The organism is Campylobacter sp. RM16190, assembly GCF_012978835.1.
Classification (GTDB): Bacteria; Campylobacterota; Campylobacteria; order Campylobacterales; family Campylobacteraceae; genus Campylobacter_A.
The window spans coordinates 1-16,863 of sequence record NZ_LIWS01000008.1 but is presented as its reverse complement, the minus strand read 5'-3'; the positions used below and the strand labels follow the sequence as shown (position 1 = coordinate 16,863).

At 36.1% G+C, this 16,863-nt stretch carries 14 protein-coding genes; 11 read left to right on the top strand and 3 right to left on the bottom strand.

The genetic code is table 11. The features are described 5' to 3' along the window. Positions 1-58: 58 nt before the first annotated feature. From CDOM16190_RS08375 to CDOM16190_RS10860, 4 genes are read left to right on the top strand one after another with little or no spacing between them, the layout of a single operon-like run. Positions 59-1,810: a GspE/PulE family protein gene (locus CDOM16190_RS08375; protein ID WP_349304370.1), complete on the top strand. Its 1,752-nt coding sequence runs from the start codon at positions 59-61 to the stop codon at positions 1,808-1,810. Then, on the top strand, positions 1,807-3,051 hold the full coding sequence (locus CDOM16190_RS08370; RefSeq protein WP_170020074.1) for a type II secretion system F family protein: 1,245 nt from the start codon (positions 1,807-1,809) through the stop codon (positions 3,049-3,051). The genes CDOM16190_RS08375 and CDOM16190_RS08370 overlap by 4 nt, the downstream gene beginning before the upstream one ends. A 17-nt stretch (positions 3,052-3,068) precedes the next feature. Continuing rightward, the gene (locus CDOM16190_RS08365; protein ID WP_170000800.1) at positions 3,069-3,581 is read left to right on the top strand and encodes a PAS domain-containing protein; all 513 of its coding nucleotides are present in this window, start codon (positions 3,069-3,071) and stop codon (positions 3,579-3,581) included. 11 nt (positions 3,582-3,592) lie between these two features. Beyond that, positions 3,593-4,867 carry a methyl-accepting chemotaxis protein gene (locus tag CDOM16190_RS10860; protein ID WP_170020072.1) on the top strand — a complete coding sequence of 425 codons (1,275 nt, stop codon included), beginning with the start codon at positions 3,593-3,595 and terminating at the stop codon, positions 4,865-4,867. Between the two features lie 50 nt (positions 4,868-4,917). Here CDOM16190_RS10860 and CDOM16190_RS08355 read toward each other — a convergent pair whose 3' ends face one another. Continuing rightward, positions 4,918-5,355 carry a GatB/YqeY domain-containing protein gene (locus CDOM16190_RS08355; RefSeq protein ID WP_170020070.1) on the bottom strand — a complete coding sequence of 146 codons (438 nt, stop codon included), beginning with the start codon at positions 5,353-5,355 and terminating at the stop codon, positions 4,918-4,920. A gap of 88 nt (positions 5,356-5,443) precedes the next feature. On the opposite strand from CDOM16190_RS08355, the gene CDOM16190_RS08350 reads away from it, so the two are divergent. The 3 genes from CDOM16190_RS08350 to CDOM16190_RS08340 all read left to right on the top strand — a co-directional run bounded on the left by CDOM16190_RS08350 (position 5,444) and on the right by CDOM16190_RS08340 (position 8,757). Then, positions 5,444-6,217: a pyridoxine 5'-phosphate synthase gene (locus tag CDOM16190_RS08350; protein WP_170020068.1), complete on the top strand. Its 774-nt coding sequence runs from the start codon at positions 5,444-5,446 to the stop codon at positions 6,215-6,217. Then, entirely contained in the window at positions 6,205-7,122 is a 918-nt protein-coding gene (gene pdxA, locus CDOM16190_RS08345; protein ID WP_170020066.1) for a 4-hydroxythreonine-4-phosphate dehydrogenase, read from the top strand. The genes CDOM16190_RS08350 and pdxA overlap by 13 nt, the downstream gene beginning before the upstream one ends. Positions 7,123-7,215: 93 nt before the next feature. Beyond that, positions 7,216-8,757, top strand: a complete 1,542-nt coding sequence (locus CDOM16190_RS08340) for an inorganic phosphate transporter (protein ID WP_170020064.1) — start codon at positions 7,216-7,218, stop codon at positions 8,755-8,757. Positions 8,758-8,804: 47 nt separating this feature from the next. Here CDOM16190_RS08340 and CDOM16190_RS08335 read toward each other — a convergent pair whose 3' ends face one another. After that, entirely contained in the window at positions 8,805-9,860 is a 1,056-nt protein-coding gene (locus CDOM16190_RS08335; RefSeq protein ID WP_170020062.1) for a hypothetical protein, read from the bottom strand. Between the two features lie 54 nt (positions 9,861-9,914). Further along, positions 9,915-12,470, bottom strand: a complete 2,556-nt coding sequence (locus CDOM16190_RS08330) for a bifunctional aconitate hydratase 2/2-methylisocitrate dehydratase (protein WP_170020060.1) — start codon at positions 12,468-12,470, stop codon at positions 9,915-9,917. Between the two features lie 161 nt (positions 12,471-12,631). On the opposite strand from CDOM16190_RS08330, the gene CDOM16190_RS08325 reads away from it, so the two are divergent. The 4 genes from CDOM16190_RS08325 (at position 12,632) to CDOM16190_RS08310 (ending at position 16,837) form a co-directional block, all read left to right on the top strand. Beyond that, positions 12,632-13,096, top strand: a complete 465-nt coding sequence (locus CDOM16190_RS08325) for a methylated-DNA--[protein]-cysteine S-methyltransferase (RefSeq protein ID WP_170020058.1) — start codon at positions 12,632-12,634, stop codon at positions 13,094-13,096. A gap of 127 nt (positions 13,097-13,223) precedes the next feature. Then, entirely contained in the window at positions 13,224-14,039 is an 816-nt protein-coding gene (locus tag CDOM16190_RS08320) for a retention module-containing protein (RefSeq protein WP_170020056.1), read from the top strand. Between the two features lie 237 nt (positions 14,040-14,276). Further along, positions 14,277-15,500, top strand: a complete 1,224-nt coding sequence (locus CDOM16190_RS08315; RefSeq protein WP_170020054.1) for a hypothetical protein — start codon at positions 14,277-14,279, stop codon at positions 15,498-15,500. Positions 15,501-16,186: 686 nt separating this feature from the next. After that, positions 16,187-16,837, top strand: coding sequence for a hypothetical protein (locus CDOM16190_RS08310; protein ID WP_170020052.1), 651 nt, complete (start codon positions 16,187-16,189; stop codon positions 16,835-16,837). Positions 16,838-16,863 lie beyond the last annotated feature (26 nt).

Sequence of the window (16,863 nt, the reverse complement as noted above, 5' to 3'; positions counted from 1 at the left end):
AAAACTTAATATATTAAATTAGAATTCATTTTTATAGCAAGTCAAAAAGGAGTATAAAGTGGCAGATATAATTTATGATTTATTTTTATCTACTGCTTTTAAAAATAATATAATATCAGAGCAACAAAAACAAGATATAGAAAAACTACTAAATGAAAAGATAAAGTTTGAACAAGCAATAAAAGATATATCCGCAGATATATCAGAACAAAATATTATGAATATATTAGCGGAGCTATACAGAACTCAAAGGATAAGACTATCCAATATAGTCGAAAAATTTATTATAGATTTAACAGAATTTTTAAAATTTACTGCAAAAAAATTTGATCTTGACTACATAGATCTTGATACTATAGATATAGACTATAGATTGTCTGAAAAAGTATCATTGTTGCAACTCAAAAAACACGAAGCTCTTCCTATAAAAGAGGATGAAATAAGAGTTTATGTAGCTTTTAAGAACCCTTTTGATATCGAGGCTCAAGACAAACTACAAAATATATTCAGTAGAAAGCTTCTAAAAGTAGTGGTATCAGATCCGTCCCAAATAGATAAACATCTAAGTAAAATAGAGCTTAGCGAAAGTGTTAAAGGCATAATTGCAGATATTAGGAAAGAACTTTCAAGTACTGCGACTGCAGGAAACGAGGAGAGTTCTGGCATATTAAAACTTATTGAAATTATTTTAAAAACATCTATTTTAGGCAGAGCTAGTGACATACATATAGAGCCTACCGAAAATAACTGTATAGTTAGAAGTAGAATTGATGGTATGCTTACAGAGACATTTATTTTTGACAAAGACATATTCCCGCCAATGGTATCTCGTATGAAGTTACTTTCAAATATGGATATCGCCGAGAGAAGAAAGCCTCAAGATGGTCGTTTTTCTGCCCAAGTAGCAGGCAAAGAGTATGATTTTCGTATCTCTACCTTACCTATTTTAAATGGTGAGAGTATAGTTTTACGTATTCTTGATAAATCGAAGGTTCTTATTAGTCTTGAAAATTTAGGAATGCACCCTGAAAGTTTTGCTAAATTTAATAAGGCAATGAAGGCTCCATATGGTATCATATTGGTTACCGGACCTACTGGTTCAGGCAAAACCACAACTTTATATGCTGCATTAAACGATATAAAAAGCATTGAAACAAAAATCATTACAGTCGAGGATCCTGTAGAGTATCAATTAAATATGATACAGCAGGTTCACGTAAATGAAAAGGTTGGTCTTACGTTTGCTTCGGCTCTTAGATCTATATTAAGACAAGACCCGGATGTTATAATGATAGGAGAGATTAGAGATCAAGAGACGCTTCGTATAGCTATACAAGCGGCACTTACGGGTCACTTGGTTTTTTCTACTCTACACACAAACGATGCAATCAGTGCTGTAACTAGAATTGTGGATATGGGTATTGAATCTTATTTAATTAGTGGATCATTAGTGGCTATAGAGGCTCAAAGACTTGTTAGAAAACTATGCCCTTACTGTAAACAAAAAACCGCTCTTCCTTTAAAGATGCAAGAGCAGTTTGAAAGCTATCTACCGCAAGATTATCAATTTTATAAGCATGTAGGTTGTGAAAAATGCTCACAAACAGGATATATGGGACGTGAAATGATAAGTGAAATTCTACCTATTAGCGATACTATAGCTAGCATGATAGCAAACGGAACCACAAAAGAAGAGATAAAAAAAGTAGCTTACGAAGAGGGCTTTATAGACATGTTTAAAGATGGGGTTATAAGGGCTGCAAAAGGCATAACTACAATAGATGAAATTTTAAGGGTTGCTAAAGTATGAAATATTTTGAAGTCGAATATATGTCAAAGGGCCGTCGCCAAAAGATGGTACTTAAAGCAAACAACCAAAATGAAGCAAAAAATGCTGCCAAGCTTAAAAACGCAGGCGCTATAGTAAAAATTGGCGAGACAAAAACAATACCTCTTGAAGAGCAATTTCAAGATATTATTTCTAAGATTCAAAATTTCTTCCAAGGCACTAAGGTCAAAGTACCAAATTTAGTAGCAGCTATAAGACAGCTAAGTGTTATGACAAATGCCGGAATTTCGATTCATGATAGTATTAAAGAAGTAGCAAATGCCACAGATGATAAAAAACTAAAATTTATATTCTCTACTCTTAATGATGATCTAAATCAGGGACAAAGCTTAACTGATTCTATCTCAAAATTCAGATCAGAGCTTGGAGATGTAGTTATAGCAATGGTAAAACTTGGAGAAAATACCGGAAATATGGCAGAATCGCTTGCTAAGTTAGCTGAAATTTTACAAGAAGTTTGGGATAATCAACAAAAATTTAAAAAAGCAATCAGATACCCTATTATTGTAGTATGCGCTATAGCGATAGCTTTTTTAATATTGATGATATATGTTGTTCCTAAATTTAAAGAGATATTTGAGCAGCTTGGTGCAAATTTACCGCTTCCTACCAGGATACTGCTTGGAATTGAAAGTGCATTAAGCAATTATGGTCTATATATTCTAATAGGCTTTATAGCTACTATATATGCGATAAAGTATATGTACAGAAAAAGTGATGATTTTAGATCAGGCTTTGATAAATATATGCTCAAAGTTTACTTGATAGGAAAAATTATCTTTTTTTCGACTATGAATAGATTCAATCTAATATTTACAGAACTTGTAAGAGCCGGGATTCCTATAGCGGAAGCTCTTGATACGGCAACTCTTACAGTTTCAAATCAAGAGATCAACAAAAAAGTATCTACGGTAAAAATAGGGGTTCAAAGAGGAGTTCCGCTCACGGAAGCTTTTAGAGACACTGAGCTGTATGAAAATATGCTTATACAGATGATAAGCGCGGGAGAGCAAAGTGGAAATATTGATGGAATGATGGAAAAGGTAACCGATTATTATAAAGTAAAATTTAACGATATTGTTGATAACATTTCAGCATACATAGAGCCTATTTTAATTGGTTTTATAGCTGTCATGGTAGTATTTTTAGCACTTGGTATATTTATGCCTATGTGGGATCTGGCTAGTGCCGTAAAAAATTAAACTAAAAAGAAGAAAAAATGAGTTACACATCAAATGGTTCAAAAGAGCGACAAGTAAGTAGTGATGCTTTTTTGGTCTCAAAGACGGATACAAAAGGAAAAATAACATATTGTAATATGCCTTTTGCAGATATTGTTGGAGCTAAAAGTTCAGAACTTATAGGCAAACCGCATAATATAGTAAGACATCCTGATATGCCAAGAATTATTTTTAAATTTTTATGGGAATACATTAAAAACAAACAAGAAATTTTTGCATATGTCAAAAACAGAAGTTTTGACGGATCTTATTATTGGGTTTTTGCAAATGTTACCGCATCAATCGATGAAAAAGGCAACATCATAGGATATTACTCCGTACGCAGAAAACCAAATCCTAAAGCACTTGAAATAATAATACCTTTATATCAAAGGCTTTTGGATGCAGAAAAAAGTGGTGGAATAGATGCTTCAGGAAAACTGTTGACGCAAATTTTACAAGAAAAAAATACAAGCTATGATGAGCTAATGAATAACTTACAAAGACTATAAAAGGAAAAATTATGTTTTTTGGCAAAAAAGTAAATTATGATGAAATTTTAAGCGTTATCTCACAAGCTAGAAACGGTATTTTAGAACCTAGAATTTTGGATATAGATCCAAATGAACCTATAGGACAAATTGCACTTGGAATCAATGACCTTCTAGATCAAATAGAAGCTTTGCAAAGAGAGATGGGCACATGCGTAAAATCAGCAGAAAATGGAATAGCCTATAGAAATATATTTGTAGAGGGTTTTAGAGGACTTTTTAAAAGCAATGCAGAGTCTATGAGTGAAGGCGTTGAGGGTATTAAAGCCGGACAAAAAGGTAAAACAAGAGGAGTTCTGTCAGAGAAATTTAGCGAGCTTGGCAATGGAAATAGTGGCATTGTTGATGTTCAAAATGATCTTGATCAAAGTATCAAAAACTTAACAGAGATAGCTACTATGGCTCAAGAGACATCGAACAGGGCTAGCGAAAGCATAGTAGCGGTAAATGAGCTTAGTTCTAATATGAGTGATTTAGAAAATCTTATAACAGACTCGAGTGAGGCTATAAGAAACCTTACAAACAGAACTGATGAAATTTCATCAGTTGTAAATCTAATTAAAGATATAGCAGAGCAAACCAACCTTCTAGCCTTAAATGCAGCTATAGAAGCGGCACGTGCGGGAGAACACGGACGAGGATTTGCCGTAGTAGCAGATGAGGTGAGAAAACTAGCTGAAAATACACAAAAAGCAACAAGTGAAATAGGAATAAATATCCAAACACTTCAACAACAGACAAACGAACTAAACGATAACTCAAATAAAATAACACAGATAGCCCAAGTAGCAAATGTAAGTGTTGCAAATTTCAGAGAGGCTATTAATGTATTTAGCCAAGGCGCTACAAAAACCGCTAAAATTTCAAAATATGTAGAAAACAAGACAGTGGGAATAATAGGAAAAATAACGCAGGTAACATATCAACAAACTGCATACAATAACGTCATTAACGAAAGAGGAAATGACGAGGATATGCAAAGGCAATCTGATAATATGAGAAGCTGGTATGAAAATGACTGCAAAAATTACTTTAGCAACTCAAAGAGTTATGACAAAATAAAACTTCCTGCAGAAGAGATGAGTAGTTTGATTTACAAAAATCTACAAGAGTCCGAAAATGGCTACTCCATGAAAGATATTTCAAAATTTGTAGATAGATTTACAAAACTAAAAGAGCTTAGTAGCAATACGTTTAAGATTATTGATGCTATGGTTGAAGAGAGCATACCAAACGATAAAAAATAATTTAACTACAAAAAGAGATTTTAAAAATCTCTTTTTGTAAATTTACGTGTTTAAGAAAGAAGCTTTTTAGCACAATCGCTTATACTTTTGCCATCGCTTCTAGCGCCGATTTTTTCTTTTGCTATTTTCATTACTGCACCTATATTGGCTCCGCTTCCAAGCTCAGCTATTATCGCTTCTATCTCGGCTCTTAGCTCATCCTCGCTTAGCTGTTTTGGCATGTATTCGCAGATAATCTTTATCTCGTTTTCTTCATTTTGCACCAAATCATCCCGGCCGCCTTTTTTATACTGCTCGACAGAGTCAATTCTACGTTTAATCTGAGTTTGGAGTATTGCAAGTACTTTTTCATCGCTCATCTGGGCTCTCTCATCAACCTCAACCTGTTTTATTGCAGAGTTTATAAGTCTTAATGTATCACGCTTGAAGTTGTCTTTTTCTTTCATAGCAGTCTTAATATCTTCTAAAATTCGCTCTCTAATAGTCATGGTATTATCCTTTAAAATTTGATTTTAGATTATAACAATTGTAAATTTAAAGCAAAATTTAATATAATCGTCTTAAAAAGGACAAAAAATGCTTCTTGGTGTAAATATTGATCATATAGCTGTTTTAAGAGAGGCACGTAAAGTAAACGATCCTGACGTTCTGCTGGCTAGTTTTGAAGCCTATTTAGCAGGCGCCAATCAGATAACTATTCATCTTAGAGAAGATCGTCGTCATATACATGAAACAGATGTAAAAAATATTATCACTCACTCAAAAATTCCTGTAAATTTAGAGTGTTCTATTGACTCTGAGATAATAAATTTAGTTTTAAAATTAAAACCTTCAAGAGCTACGTTAGTACCGGAAAAGCGCGAAGAGCTAACTACCGAAGGCGGATTAAATTTAGAAATACCAAACTTGAAAGAAGTTACAAGAAAGCTTCAAGAAAACGAGATAGAAGTATCTCTTTTTATAGATCCAACCGAGGAGAGTATCCAGCTGGCACATGGACTAAAAGCAGATTGGATAGAGCTTCATACAGGCGCATACGCAAATACTTATCTAATGCTAAACTCGAATCTAGCCAATACAAACTACTCAATTAAAGAGTTACAAAAAAGCAGAAAAGAGCTAAAAGAACTTATAAATTTAGAGCTTGATAAGATAAAAGAGTCCGCTAAATTTGGAGAATATTTGGGGCTAAAAGTAGCTGCCGGACATGGATTAAACTACCAAAATGTAAAAGACATAGCGTCGATCCCAGAAATTAAAGAGCTAAATATCGGACAAAGTATAATTGCCAGAAGTGTTTTTGTAGGACTTAAACAAGCCATAAAAGAGATGATAGAGTGCGTAAAATAGCAATTAGCCTAGGCGATATTAATGGCGTAGGACCTGAAATTGCACTAAAAGCTCATGAAGAAATTTCTAAATTTGTAACGGCAATCTACTGCATAAATAAAGACTTGTTAAGCCTTGTTGCTAAAAAGCTAAATCTTAGCATTCCAAGTGATATGAACTTTTATGAATGTGGAAAGTGTTTTGATATAAAGCCCGGCAAAATTAGCAAAAACAGTGGTAAATTTTCGTTTGACTCTTTTAAAAATGCCATAAAACTAGCCAAAAAAGGCAAGGTAGACGCGATAACAACTCTACCAATCAACAAAGAAGCTTGGAGTAAAGCTAAAGTGCCTTTTGTAGGCCACACAGATTATCTAAAGCATAAATTTAAAAAAGATGCGATAATGATGCTTGGATGCGACGAACTTTTTGTGGCACTTTTTACTGATCACATAGCCCTTAGTAAGGTGTCAAAAGAGATAAAATCAAAAAAATTTTATAAATTTCTCATATCACTTCAAAAATGCACAAAATTTGAAAAAATAGGAGTTTTAGGATTTAATCCTCATGCAAGCGATAACGGAGTACTTGGCGGTAAAGAAGAAAATGAAATAAAAATAGCCATAGAAAAAGCTAACATATATTTTAAAAAAGATATTTTTATAGGCCCTCTTGTTCCAGATGCAGCCTTTAATCCAAGCTCTCTTAAAAATTTAAACAGACTAGTAGCTATCTATCACGACCAAGGACTAGCACCGCTTAAAGCGCTTTACTTTGATAAAAGCATAAACGTAAGCCTAAATTTACCAATAATTAGAACAAGCGTTGATCATGGAACCGCATTTGATATCGCATATAAAGGCATTGCTGACACCTCAAGCTATATAGAGGCGATCAAATTTGCAATAAAACTGTGCGATAGTTAAAATCATGTTTTATACGCAAATGTCTTAAATTTTGGCTATTTTAAAAAAATTATAGATATAATTATTGCACTTTGACTTATTCTGGAGGTCACCTTGTCACGCGATAATCTGTTCGCATTTATTCTATTTTCAGTAGCTACTATAGGATTTTTTATCTGGGGATACGAATACATCCCGTCTCATCATTTCTTACTATTTTTAATAGCCAGCATATTTGGTATATTTATGGCGTTTAATATCGGTGGCAACGACGTTGCAAACTCCTTTGGAACAAGCGTAGGAGCAAAGACGGTTACAATCAAGCAAGCTCTTATAATAGCTGCCGTATTTGAGCTAAGTGGAGCTATTTTCGCCGGAGGAGAGGTTACAAAGACAATTAGAGAGGGTATTATACGCTTTCCTGAAACCGGGATAGACCCGATGCTTTTCGTGCTTATTATGATGTCAGCACTATTAAGTTCTGGATTATGGCTATTTATCGCTTCTAAAAAAGGGCTTCCGATATCAACTACTCACTCTATAGTAGGAGGCATTGTAGGAGCTGGGCTTACTATGGGTTTTATGACAATGGACGGAAAAGAGGCGTTGGGTATGGTATCTTGGCAAGGTATTGGCAGGATAGCTATTAGCTGGGTCATCTCTCCGCTTCTTGGAGGAATTTTATCTTACTCGATATATAGCTATATAAAAACAAGAATTATAAATCCGACTAGAATTTCTACGATTGAGCTTAAAAAGCTTAAAAAAGAGAGAAAGAGCTTCAAGGAGCAGTATCTAAGAGATCTAAAAACAAAGCCAGTAGAAGAGCAGATAAGAATATTAAGCAAAATAGCGATAATAGACGAAGAGAATATAGACGCTGAAAAAAGCGAATACAAGATGGCTATAAAATCTATGAAAGAGCGCGAAAAAACAATAGATACCTTTAGAGCTATGAGAAAGCATATCCCTATCGTAGCAGCAGTAGGAGCGATTATAATATCTGCGATGATGCTATTTAAGGGGCTTAAACATCTAAATTTTGATGTAGGACTCATAGGAACTATCTGGATCATATGTGTTATAGGTATAGTAACATACCTTGCAACCTTGGCAATGATAAATGTAATGAGTAAAAGCGATGCCGAAAAAAGCACAAATAGAATTTTCTCTTGGTTTCAAATTTTTACAGCCTCATCATTTGCCTTTTCCCATGGAGCAAACGATATAGCAAATGCTGTCGGACCTTTTGCAGCTATTTTAGACGTATTAAAAACCGGAAGCATAAACGCTACTGCACCTATTCCAAATATAGCCATGATAACGTTTGGTATCGCACTCGTTGTAGGACTCTGGTTTTTAGGCAAAGAAGTTATCATGACCATAGGATCTAAACTTGCAGAGATACTGCCAACCACTGGTTTTAGCGCCGAGCTTGGAGCTAGCGCTGTGATACTCTTTGCTACAAAGCTTGGTATTCCTGTTTCATCAACACATATTCTAATAGGAGCTGTTCTTGGAATAGGAGTCTTTAATAAGGATGCAAACTGGGCTATGGTTAAGCCTATCGTGCTTGCTTGGGTTATAACTCTACCGATAGCTGGTGGATCGGCAGCGATAATTTATATGGTGCTTAAAAGCCTGCTTGGGCTATAAAATTTCATTTTGATACTACAAATTTGAGGCAAAAGAAGCCTCAAATTTTACCTCTTATCTTTTTTAAAGAATTCTGTTATTAGTTTAGTATTGCACTCTTCTAAATGATACTTCTTACCACCGTCACAGCGGGTTGAAGATATTCTTGATTGACTACCAACTGCTTTTATAAGACTCTCTACCATTATGCCTTTATATCTAACCATAATATATATATTATCCGCCAATATCTTACCTGTGTTTCTATCTTTTATAATTCCTCCATAGTTAAATTCTATTCCAAGTAAATTATCAAATATAGTTGTTATATTAGGTTTAAGTTCCATCGGTCGACCATGAGGATCTTGGGTTAAAATCTCAATAGGAGCTATCTCATCTTCTGAAATTTCTTTACGGGCTATACATTTATCTTTGTAGATCTCTTTGAGGTTTTTCATTCTAGCAGTAATGTACTTTATTACTTTCTTCGGTATTTCTATATTGGCTACAGAAATATTTCTATCTTGAATTAGTATCTCTACATCTTTAATGATTTGTTTCTCGTCTTTTTTGTTTGAATGCAGTTCGTTATAAAACCTTTCTAGCTCATCAGGAGTTATTAGGCTGTTTGAGATGTTTTTTAAAAAGGTTTTAACGCTTATCTTAGTGGACAAATAACACTCTTTGGCTCCATCATTATCAAGATAAATTCTAAAATACTTACCGTTTGTGGCATTGTTTTCGCTTTTTTCTTTATAGTCTATAAAATCCACATAGCCGTTCATTAAAGATATAAAATTTGCATCGGTTACGTTTTCGGGAAAATTGAATAATCTAGTTGTAGTAGGATATAATACAGGGAAATTATATATATTATCCTTCATAATTTTACTCTCTCCCAAATAATAAGCATTTATACTAGGCTCGTCATAGATATTTATATTTGCATACTTATAGCTATAATAATAACCAACAATCCAAATTACCAACAAATCTCCAAAAAACACTAAAAACCATATAAGAAGCGCTCTTAGCTTACGTATGCCTTTGGGTCTGATTAAAGCCATAAAGAAAGTTACGATAAGAAGTATTAGGATTATAAAAAAAGGAGTTGCTTCATGCATATTAGTCCTTTAGCAAGCGGGCAAATTCGCAAATTTACCCGCTTAAATCGGAATTTAATCTATCTTAAAATTCTCTATCTCATTAAAATTTAGATATCTATAAATTTCATCCTCTTTGCCTGCGATTTTATGAGGAACTATCCTCATATACTCTTCCACGCTCGGAAGTCTTCCAAGCAGAGCGCAAACCGCAGCAAGTTCTGCGCTTCCAAGATAGACCTTCGCGCCAAGCCCCATTCTGTTGTCAAAATTTCTAGTCGAAGTCGAAAAGACCACGGCGTTATCCTCGACTCGAGCTTGATTTCCCATACAAAGCGAGCAGCCGGGCACCTCTATACGCGCTTTTATGCTTCTAAACACGTCATAGTACCCCTCACGCTCAAGCTTATCCTTATCCATCTTCGTAGGCGGCACAACCCAAAGGCGCGTAGGTATCTCGCCCTCGCCTCTTAGCACTTCGGCTAAAGCGCGGTAGTGTCCGATATTTGTCATGCAGCTCCCCACAAAGACCTCATCGATCTTCTTAGCACGTCTTTCATCGGCTAAAATTTCACTAAGAGTCGCCACATCGTCAGGATCGTTCGGACAAGCAAGTATCGGCTCGGTTATCTCGTCTAAATTTATCTCTATCACTTCGGCGTACTTGGCGTTACTATCGGCTTTTAGGAGGGTTGGATTTGCCAACCACTCACGCATCTTGTTAGCTCTTCGCTCAAGAGTCGCCCTGCTTTCATACCCTGCTTTTATCATCGCTTCAATGAGAGTTATATTTGATCTTATATACTCTATCACCGGTGCTTTATCAAGAGCCACCACACAGGCAGCTGCGGAGCGTTCGGCTGAAGCGTCACTTAGCTCAAAAGCCTGCTCTACCTTTAGACTCTCAAGCCCTTTAATCTCTAAAATTTTGCCCGCAAAGATGTTTCTTTTATTTTTCTTTTCTACGGTTAGTAGTCCTTGCTTAATAGCATAATAAGGTATCGCATTTACAAGATCTCTGAGCGTAACACCTCTTTGAAGCCTGCCTTTAAATCGCACTAAAACGGACTCGGGCATGTTTAAAGGCATTACGCCAAGCACCGCCGCAAACGCCACAAGACCGCTTCCTGCAGGAAAGCTTATGCCGATAGGAAAGCGCGTATGACTATCGCCGCCCGTTCCAAGGGTATCCGGAAGCACCATGCGATTTAGCCACGAGTGTATGACTCCGTCTCCTGGTTTTAGACTAACTCCGCCGCGAGAATTCATAAATTTCGGCAGAGTCTTATGCGTAATCGCATCGCTTGGCTTAGGATAAGCAGCCGTATGACAAAAGCTCTGAAGCACAAAATCGGCCGAAAATCCAAGGCTTGCAAGCTCTTTTATCTCATCTCTTGTCATAGGCCCCGTGGTGTCTTGACTGCCTACGGTCAAAGTCAAAGGCTCGACGTAAGAATTTGGCCTTACACCCTCTATGCCGCACGCCTTGCCTACTATCTTTTGAGCCAGAGTAAAGCCAAATTCGCCCTCATCCTTAGGCTGTGTAGGCTTAGTAAATATATCCTCAGCACCTAAATTTAGTGCCGCTCTAGCCTTCATACAGAGCCCTCGACCGATGATAAGCGGTATACGCCCGCCTGCTCGAATTTCATCAAGTAGGGTATTTGGCATAAGCGTAAAGCGACTTACGACCTTACCCGCTCGCACTATCTCGCCTTTATACGGATAAATTTCTATCTCATCGCTCGTCTCGAGCAAGCTTACGTCAGCGATTATAGGTAGTGCGCCGCTATCTTCTGCAGTGTTAAAAAATATCGGAGCGATAGTCGTGCCAATAACTATGCCGCCTGTTTTTTTGTTTGGCACGCCCTCTATCTCGCGACCAAGATGCCACTGGATGGAGTTTATGCCGCTTTTTCTACTTGAGCCGGTACCCACCACATCGCCTGCGTAAACTACTTCACGTCCGCTTTTTTTAAGCTCTTTTATCTTCTCAAGGCTTCCGGGCTGTCTTCTAATAAGCATGGCATTAGCATGAAGCGGGATATCAGAGCGAGTAAATGCCTCACTGGCCGGGCTTAGATCATCGGTGTTCGTCTCGCCTGGCACCTTAAAGACAACCGCCTTTATAACCTCATCAAGCGGTTTGCGCGACAAAAACCACTCGGCATGTGCCCAAGAGTTGATAACCTCAAGCGCAAATTCGTTATTCTTGCTTAAATTTAGCACGTCATTAAAATAATCATGCACGAAAATCGTCTCTTTAAGCACTTCACAGGCAGCCTTTGCCACTGCTTTATCGCTATTTTGAAGCGAGGCTATAAGCACGATCACGCTATATCCGCCAAGCATGGGCTTTAGCATGCTTACCGCGCTTAGCTTATTAATGCCTGAAATTTTAAGATCGTGATTTATAATCTCGTTTAAAAATTCAGCCTTTATCTTAGCCGCGTCATCAACGCCCGGATTTACTCTTGTAGCAAGCAAATTTATAAGCTCGGCTTGCCTTTTATCGCCCGCTTTTAAAAGCTTGCAAACTTCCTGTGTCTGTTCTACGCTTAAATCAAGCGGTGGAATACCAAGCAATGCCCTTTCATCAACGTGTTTTTCATACTCTTTAAAAAAATCCATCACTTATCCTTTATCTTTAATTTTCTTGGTTTAAATTTGCTAAATTATGCTTAACATATTGCTTAATACATTAACTATTTAGCCCTATTTTATCCAAAAACGCATAAGAAACTAAACTAAAATTTGCTAAATTTAAAAGCATCAAAACAAAAGGAGTAAATTTGCAAAAAGCCTACTTCAAATCCCCTGTCGGCATCTTAGAAATTTGCGCAGACGAAAACGGAATTTGCGAGCTAAATTTCGTGGATAAATTTGTAAAAACAGAGGTCAAAGATGAAAATTTAAAGCTTTGTTTAAAAGAGCTTGATGAGTATTTCAAAGGAAATTTGCGCGAGTTTAAATGCAAATTTCAAATTTCAGGCACTCCTTTTCAAAAAAGCGTATATGAAGCGCTGCTTAAAATTCCTTACGGAAAGACTATAACCTACGCCGAGCTTGCTAAAAATATAGACAGACAAAAGGCTTGCCGTGCGGTCGGCTCTGCAAACGGCAAAAACAAAATCCCTATCATCATCCCTTGTCACCGAGTGGTTGCCGGCAACTCACTTGGCGGATACTCAGGCGGCGAAGGCTTAAAAACAAAAATTTGGCTAATAAATCATGAAAACAAAAAAATTAGTTTTTAAAAAGCTTTACTTCATCACAATAAAAATATATTTTATAGATTCAGCTTCATACTGTACATAAGTACAATATATTAATGTCGCATTTCTCGATATAATTCACACAAAATAAAATTTAATAAGGATTCATATGTCAAATTTAGTAGGTACTATAAAACAACTATCTGGTAATGTTGTTGCAAGAGACTCTTTAGGCAACGAGAGAATTTTGAAAGTAGGCGATGAACTAATGATTGGCGAAAGAGTAGTAACCTTGTCTCCTGACGCTAAAGCTATTATTGTTAGCCCAAATGGCACAGAAATAACTATACTGGGAAATGATGAACTTGTTTTGGATGAATCTTTAATAGATTCTGGCTCTAATAGCAATGTATTAGCCGACATAAACGATTTGCAAAAATCTATACTGGAAGGACAAGGACTACAAGATTTAGAAGCTACTGCGGCAGGCGGTGGCGGATCTATCAGCGCAGAAGGAATCAGTCTAGGAGGAACCAGCTTTACAGATTCTGGGTATATAAGCAATGTATTTAGGTCTTTTGGAGATTTAGACAATTCACCACAATCAGATACAAATATATCAGGTGTAAACTCTAGCCCTATTCCTAACACAACAGAATCAAACAATCAATCACCTATAAATCCTGAACAACCAAATCAACATGAACAACCAAAAGGAATAGAGCTGCCTTCATCTGTATATGTAAGAGAGATGGCATCATACACATCTACAAGCACAAACAATGATATGAGAAGTAATATTGAAACAACTTCAACAGCCGATAATTCAGGTACACAAATCAACGGAGCAAACACTAACTATTTTAAAGCTTTAAACAGTCAGTTGGATAAAATAGACAATAACTCTGAAGCTCACAATAAAACCGATGGTTTTGAAGTGGAAAACAAAAGTAATATATCTAATTGGTTTAGTGAAATAGTATGAGAATATAATCTTGAAAAAGGCGTAGTCCAAAAGGGTGATGATAAATTCGATAAAGCCTTTATTGATGGCGAATTTATCAAAGAGGGCGGTTGGTATTCAAAGACAAGCGAAAAAGGAACTGTTATTTTTGGTTCTGACGAGGCAAAGCCTCTGGTAATAACAAATTCAGTAAATGAAGCAAAATACAATGCTTTAGAAAACAGAGTAGTCGTATTAGATGATCAGGATACAAATCCCGTGAGAGTATTTGGATCGGATAAAGCGGATAATATCACCATAGATGGCGTAACCGTTGATTTTATCTCTACTGGAACAGGAGATGATGAGATAACTTTGAAAAACGGAGCTAAGATAACAAACGATATTAACACCGGAGACGGTAAAGATACCATATCTATAGATGGAGAAGGCACAATAGTTAAAGGCGATATCTTTACAAACGATGGTGCGGATACTATCACAATGACAAACAAATCTACTGTTGATGGCAATATAAATACAGGCGACGGAGATGATGTTATAAATATGGATGGAGAGGCGAAAGTAGGAGCTAGTATCTATGGTAGAGATGGCGATGATTATATAACTTTAGATAATAAATCAATACTAGGTAAAAAAATAAAAGTAATGGGAGACGATGGCAAAGAACGAGAAGTGGCAGTTAGTGGAAATATAGAAGCAGGAAAAGGAGCAGGAGAGATAAAAATACTTGGAGGCTCTCTTATAGAAAAGGAAATTAGAAGTGGAATAGAGCGAGAGATTGTAGAAAAAGGAGATACTCAGGATAATCATAATTTCGCAGGAAATGTAAAAGTAACTATAAAAGATTCAGTAGTCAATCAATCGCTAGACCTAAACGGATTAGGAGACAGAGAGATAACTTTAGATAATTCTACTGTACATGGTACTATATATGCGGGACATTATTCAGATTCCAAGATTACAGTTAAAGATTCTAAAGTAGGATTTAAAATAATAGGAGAAGGCGGCAAGGATACTATCATAGTAGATAATTCCACAATAGGAGCAAACCCTAAATTTAAAGATGAATCTAGTTCTGTTGTCTTAGGAGACGGAGGCGGATTCAATGATGGAGACGATACTATAGAAATAAAAAATAACTCCATTATTCAAGGTGGCGTTGAAGGGGGTGGTGGCAAGGATACTATAACTGTTTCTGGAAAATCGACCGTAGTAAAGGATAAGGTTTCAGGTGGCGAGGGTGATGATACAATAAATGTTGAAGAAGGAGCAAACGTATATTATGAAAAAATTACTCCAGTATATAAAGATGTCTACACAGGACCTAAGCCTGATAATCTTCTTCCTGAGCCAGACTTGCCTGATATTTATAGTGATGAAGAGTATGAAGAGTTTAGTAAAAAAGGTATGAAATATGGGAGCACAACAACAAAGTTTGGGAAGAATTTTCTAAAACCGATACTTATAAAAACAACTTAGTAAAAAAGTTTTTATATAATGAATTAAAAACAACAGGCAGTATTGAAGGTAACGATGGAGATGATAAAATAAATGTTACTAGCAAATCTAAAACACAAAGTATTTATAGCGGCGATGGAGATGATACAATAAATGTTACTAGTAAAGCTGAAGTCAGAGATATTAATAGCGGAGAAAATGACGATAAAGTAAATATAAATTCCGGAGCAAAAATTAATACTATTTATTTAGGAGAAGGAGAGGACGGAATAAAAGTAGAAGGAGAAGGGACAAAAGTAGAGCAAGGCATAAATGGCTTTGGAAAAAACACAGTAGAGATTAGTGATGGTGCTGATGTATATGGTGTATTTTTACAAGGAAAAGGCAACGACACTGTAACTGTAATAGGAACAAACGGAACAAATACAGGAACACAAACAATTGTACGGGAACATATTATAACTGGCAACGGAAACGATGAAATTAAAATTGAAGGCGGTGCACTAGTAGGCAGGATTGATAGTGGAGGACCTCTAAGTAATGCCGGAGAAGATGATGATAAAGTAACCATAACCGGCGAGGGAACACAAGTCATTTATAGTAATGCTCGCGTAGAGACAGGAGGAGGAAACGATACTGTTGAAGTCTCAAAAGGTGCATCAGTAAAACACGGGGTATATCTTGGCAAAGATGACGATACTATCATAGTGGACAGTGCTACTGTAGGAACTATAACTCTACCTAAAACTACATACTCTATAGCAGGTGATGCAGGAAAAGATACGATAGTAATAACTAATGAATCTACAGTTCAGGGTATATCAGGCGATACTGATTATGGTTATTACGGCATACCTAAAGGCGGGGATTCAGACGTAATAGTAATAGAAAACGGATCGAAGGTAGAGCTTGTCAATGGCGGCGAGGGTGATAATGATGTATTGGTTGCCGAAACTAATAATTCACAAATAGATAATAAAATGAAATTTGAAACAGAAATTAATTTTACTGAAAAAGATGGTAATGTAAATATAGATAGTATTTCAGGAAAAGATACGATAGATTTGTCTCATTTAAAACATATAAATAATAACAACATCAAATCTATTAAGCTGCCTGAAACAGACAACGCGAAACTCAATATAACCGCACAAGATGTATTGGATATAGATAAAGCTAATGGCAGTGAAACACTTACTATAATAGGTGGAAGTGGTGGTGATCATGTAAACAAAACCGATGACTCTAAATGGGATCCTAATGGAAATCAATATTCTACATCAGTTACTGATGAATCTGCAACTAAAACTGTAATTATTAAAATAGAAGATATCCCTACCGACAATATTAATTTATAGGAGTCTATAGATTTTAAAGGCCTTGT

Bases quoted from the DNA above. Each gene is read 5' to 3' on its own strand.
- CDOM16190_RS08370 (WP_170020074.1), top strand. From the start codon at position 1,807: ATGAAATATTTTGAAGTCGAATATATGTCAAAGGGCCGTCGCCAAAAG.
- CDOM16190_RS08365 (WP_170000800.1), top strand. From the start codon at position 3,069: ATGAGTTACACATCAAATGGTTCAAAAGAGCGACAAGTAAGTAGTGAT.
- CDOM16190_RS10860 (WP_170020072.1), top strand. From the start codon at position 3,593: ATGTTTTTTGGCAAAAAAGTAAATTATGATGAAATTTTAAGCGTTATC.
- CDOM16190_RS08355 (WP_170020070.1), bottom strand. From the start codon at position 5,355: ATGACTATTAGAGAGCGAATTTTAGAAGATATTAAGACTGCTATGAAA.
- CDOM16190_RS08350 (WP_170020068.1), top strand. From the start codon at position 5,444: ATGCTTCTTGGTGTAAATATTGATCATATAGCTGTTTTAAGAGAGGCA.
- CDOM16190_RS08335 (WP_170020062.1), bottom strand. From the start codon at position 9,860: ATGCATGAAGCAACTCCTTTTTTTATAATCCTAATACTTCTTATCGTA.
- CDOM16190_RS08330 (WP_170020060.1), bottom strand. From the start codon at position 12,470: ATGGATTTTTTTAAAGAGTATGAAAAACACGTTGATGAAAGGGCATTG.
- CDOM16190_RS08320 (WP_170020056.1), top strand. From the start codon at position 13,224: ATGTCAAATTTAGTAGGTACTATAAAACAACTATCTGGTAATGTTGTT.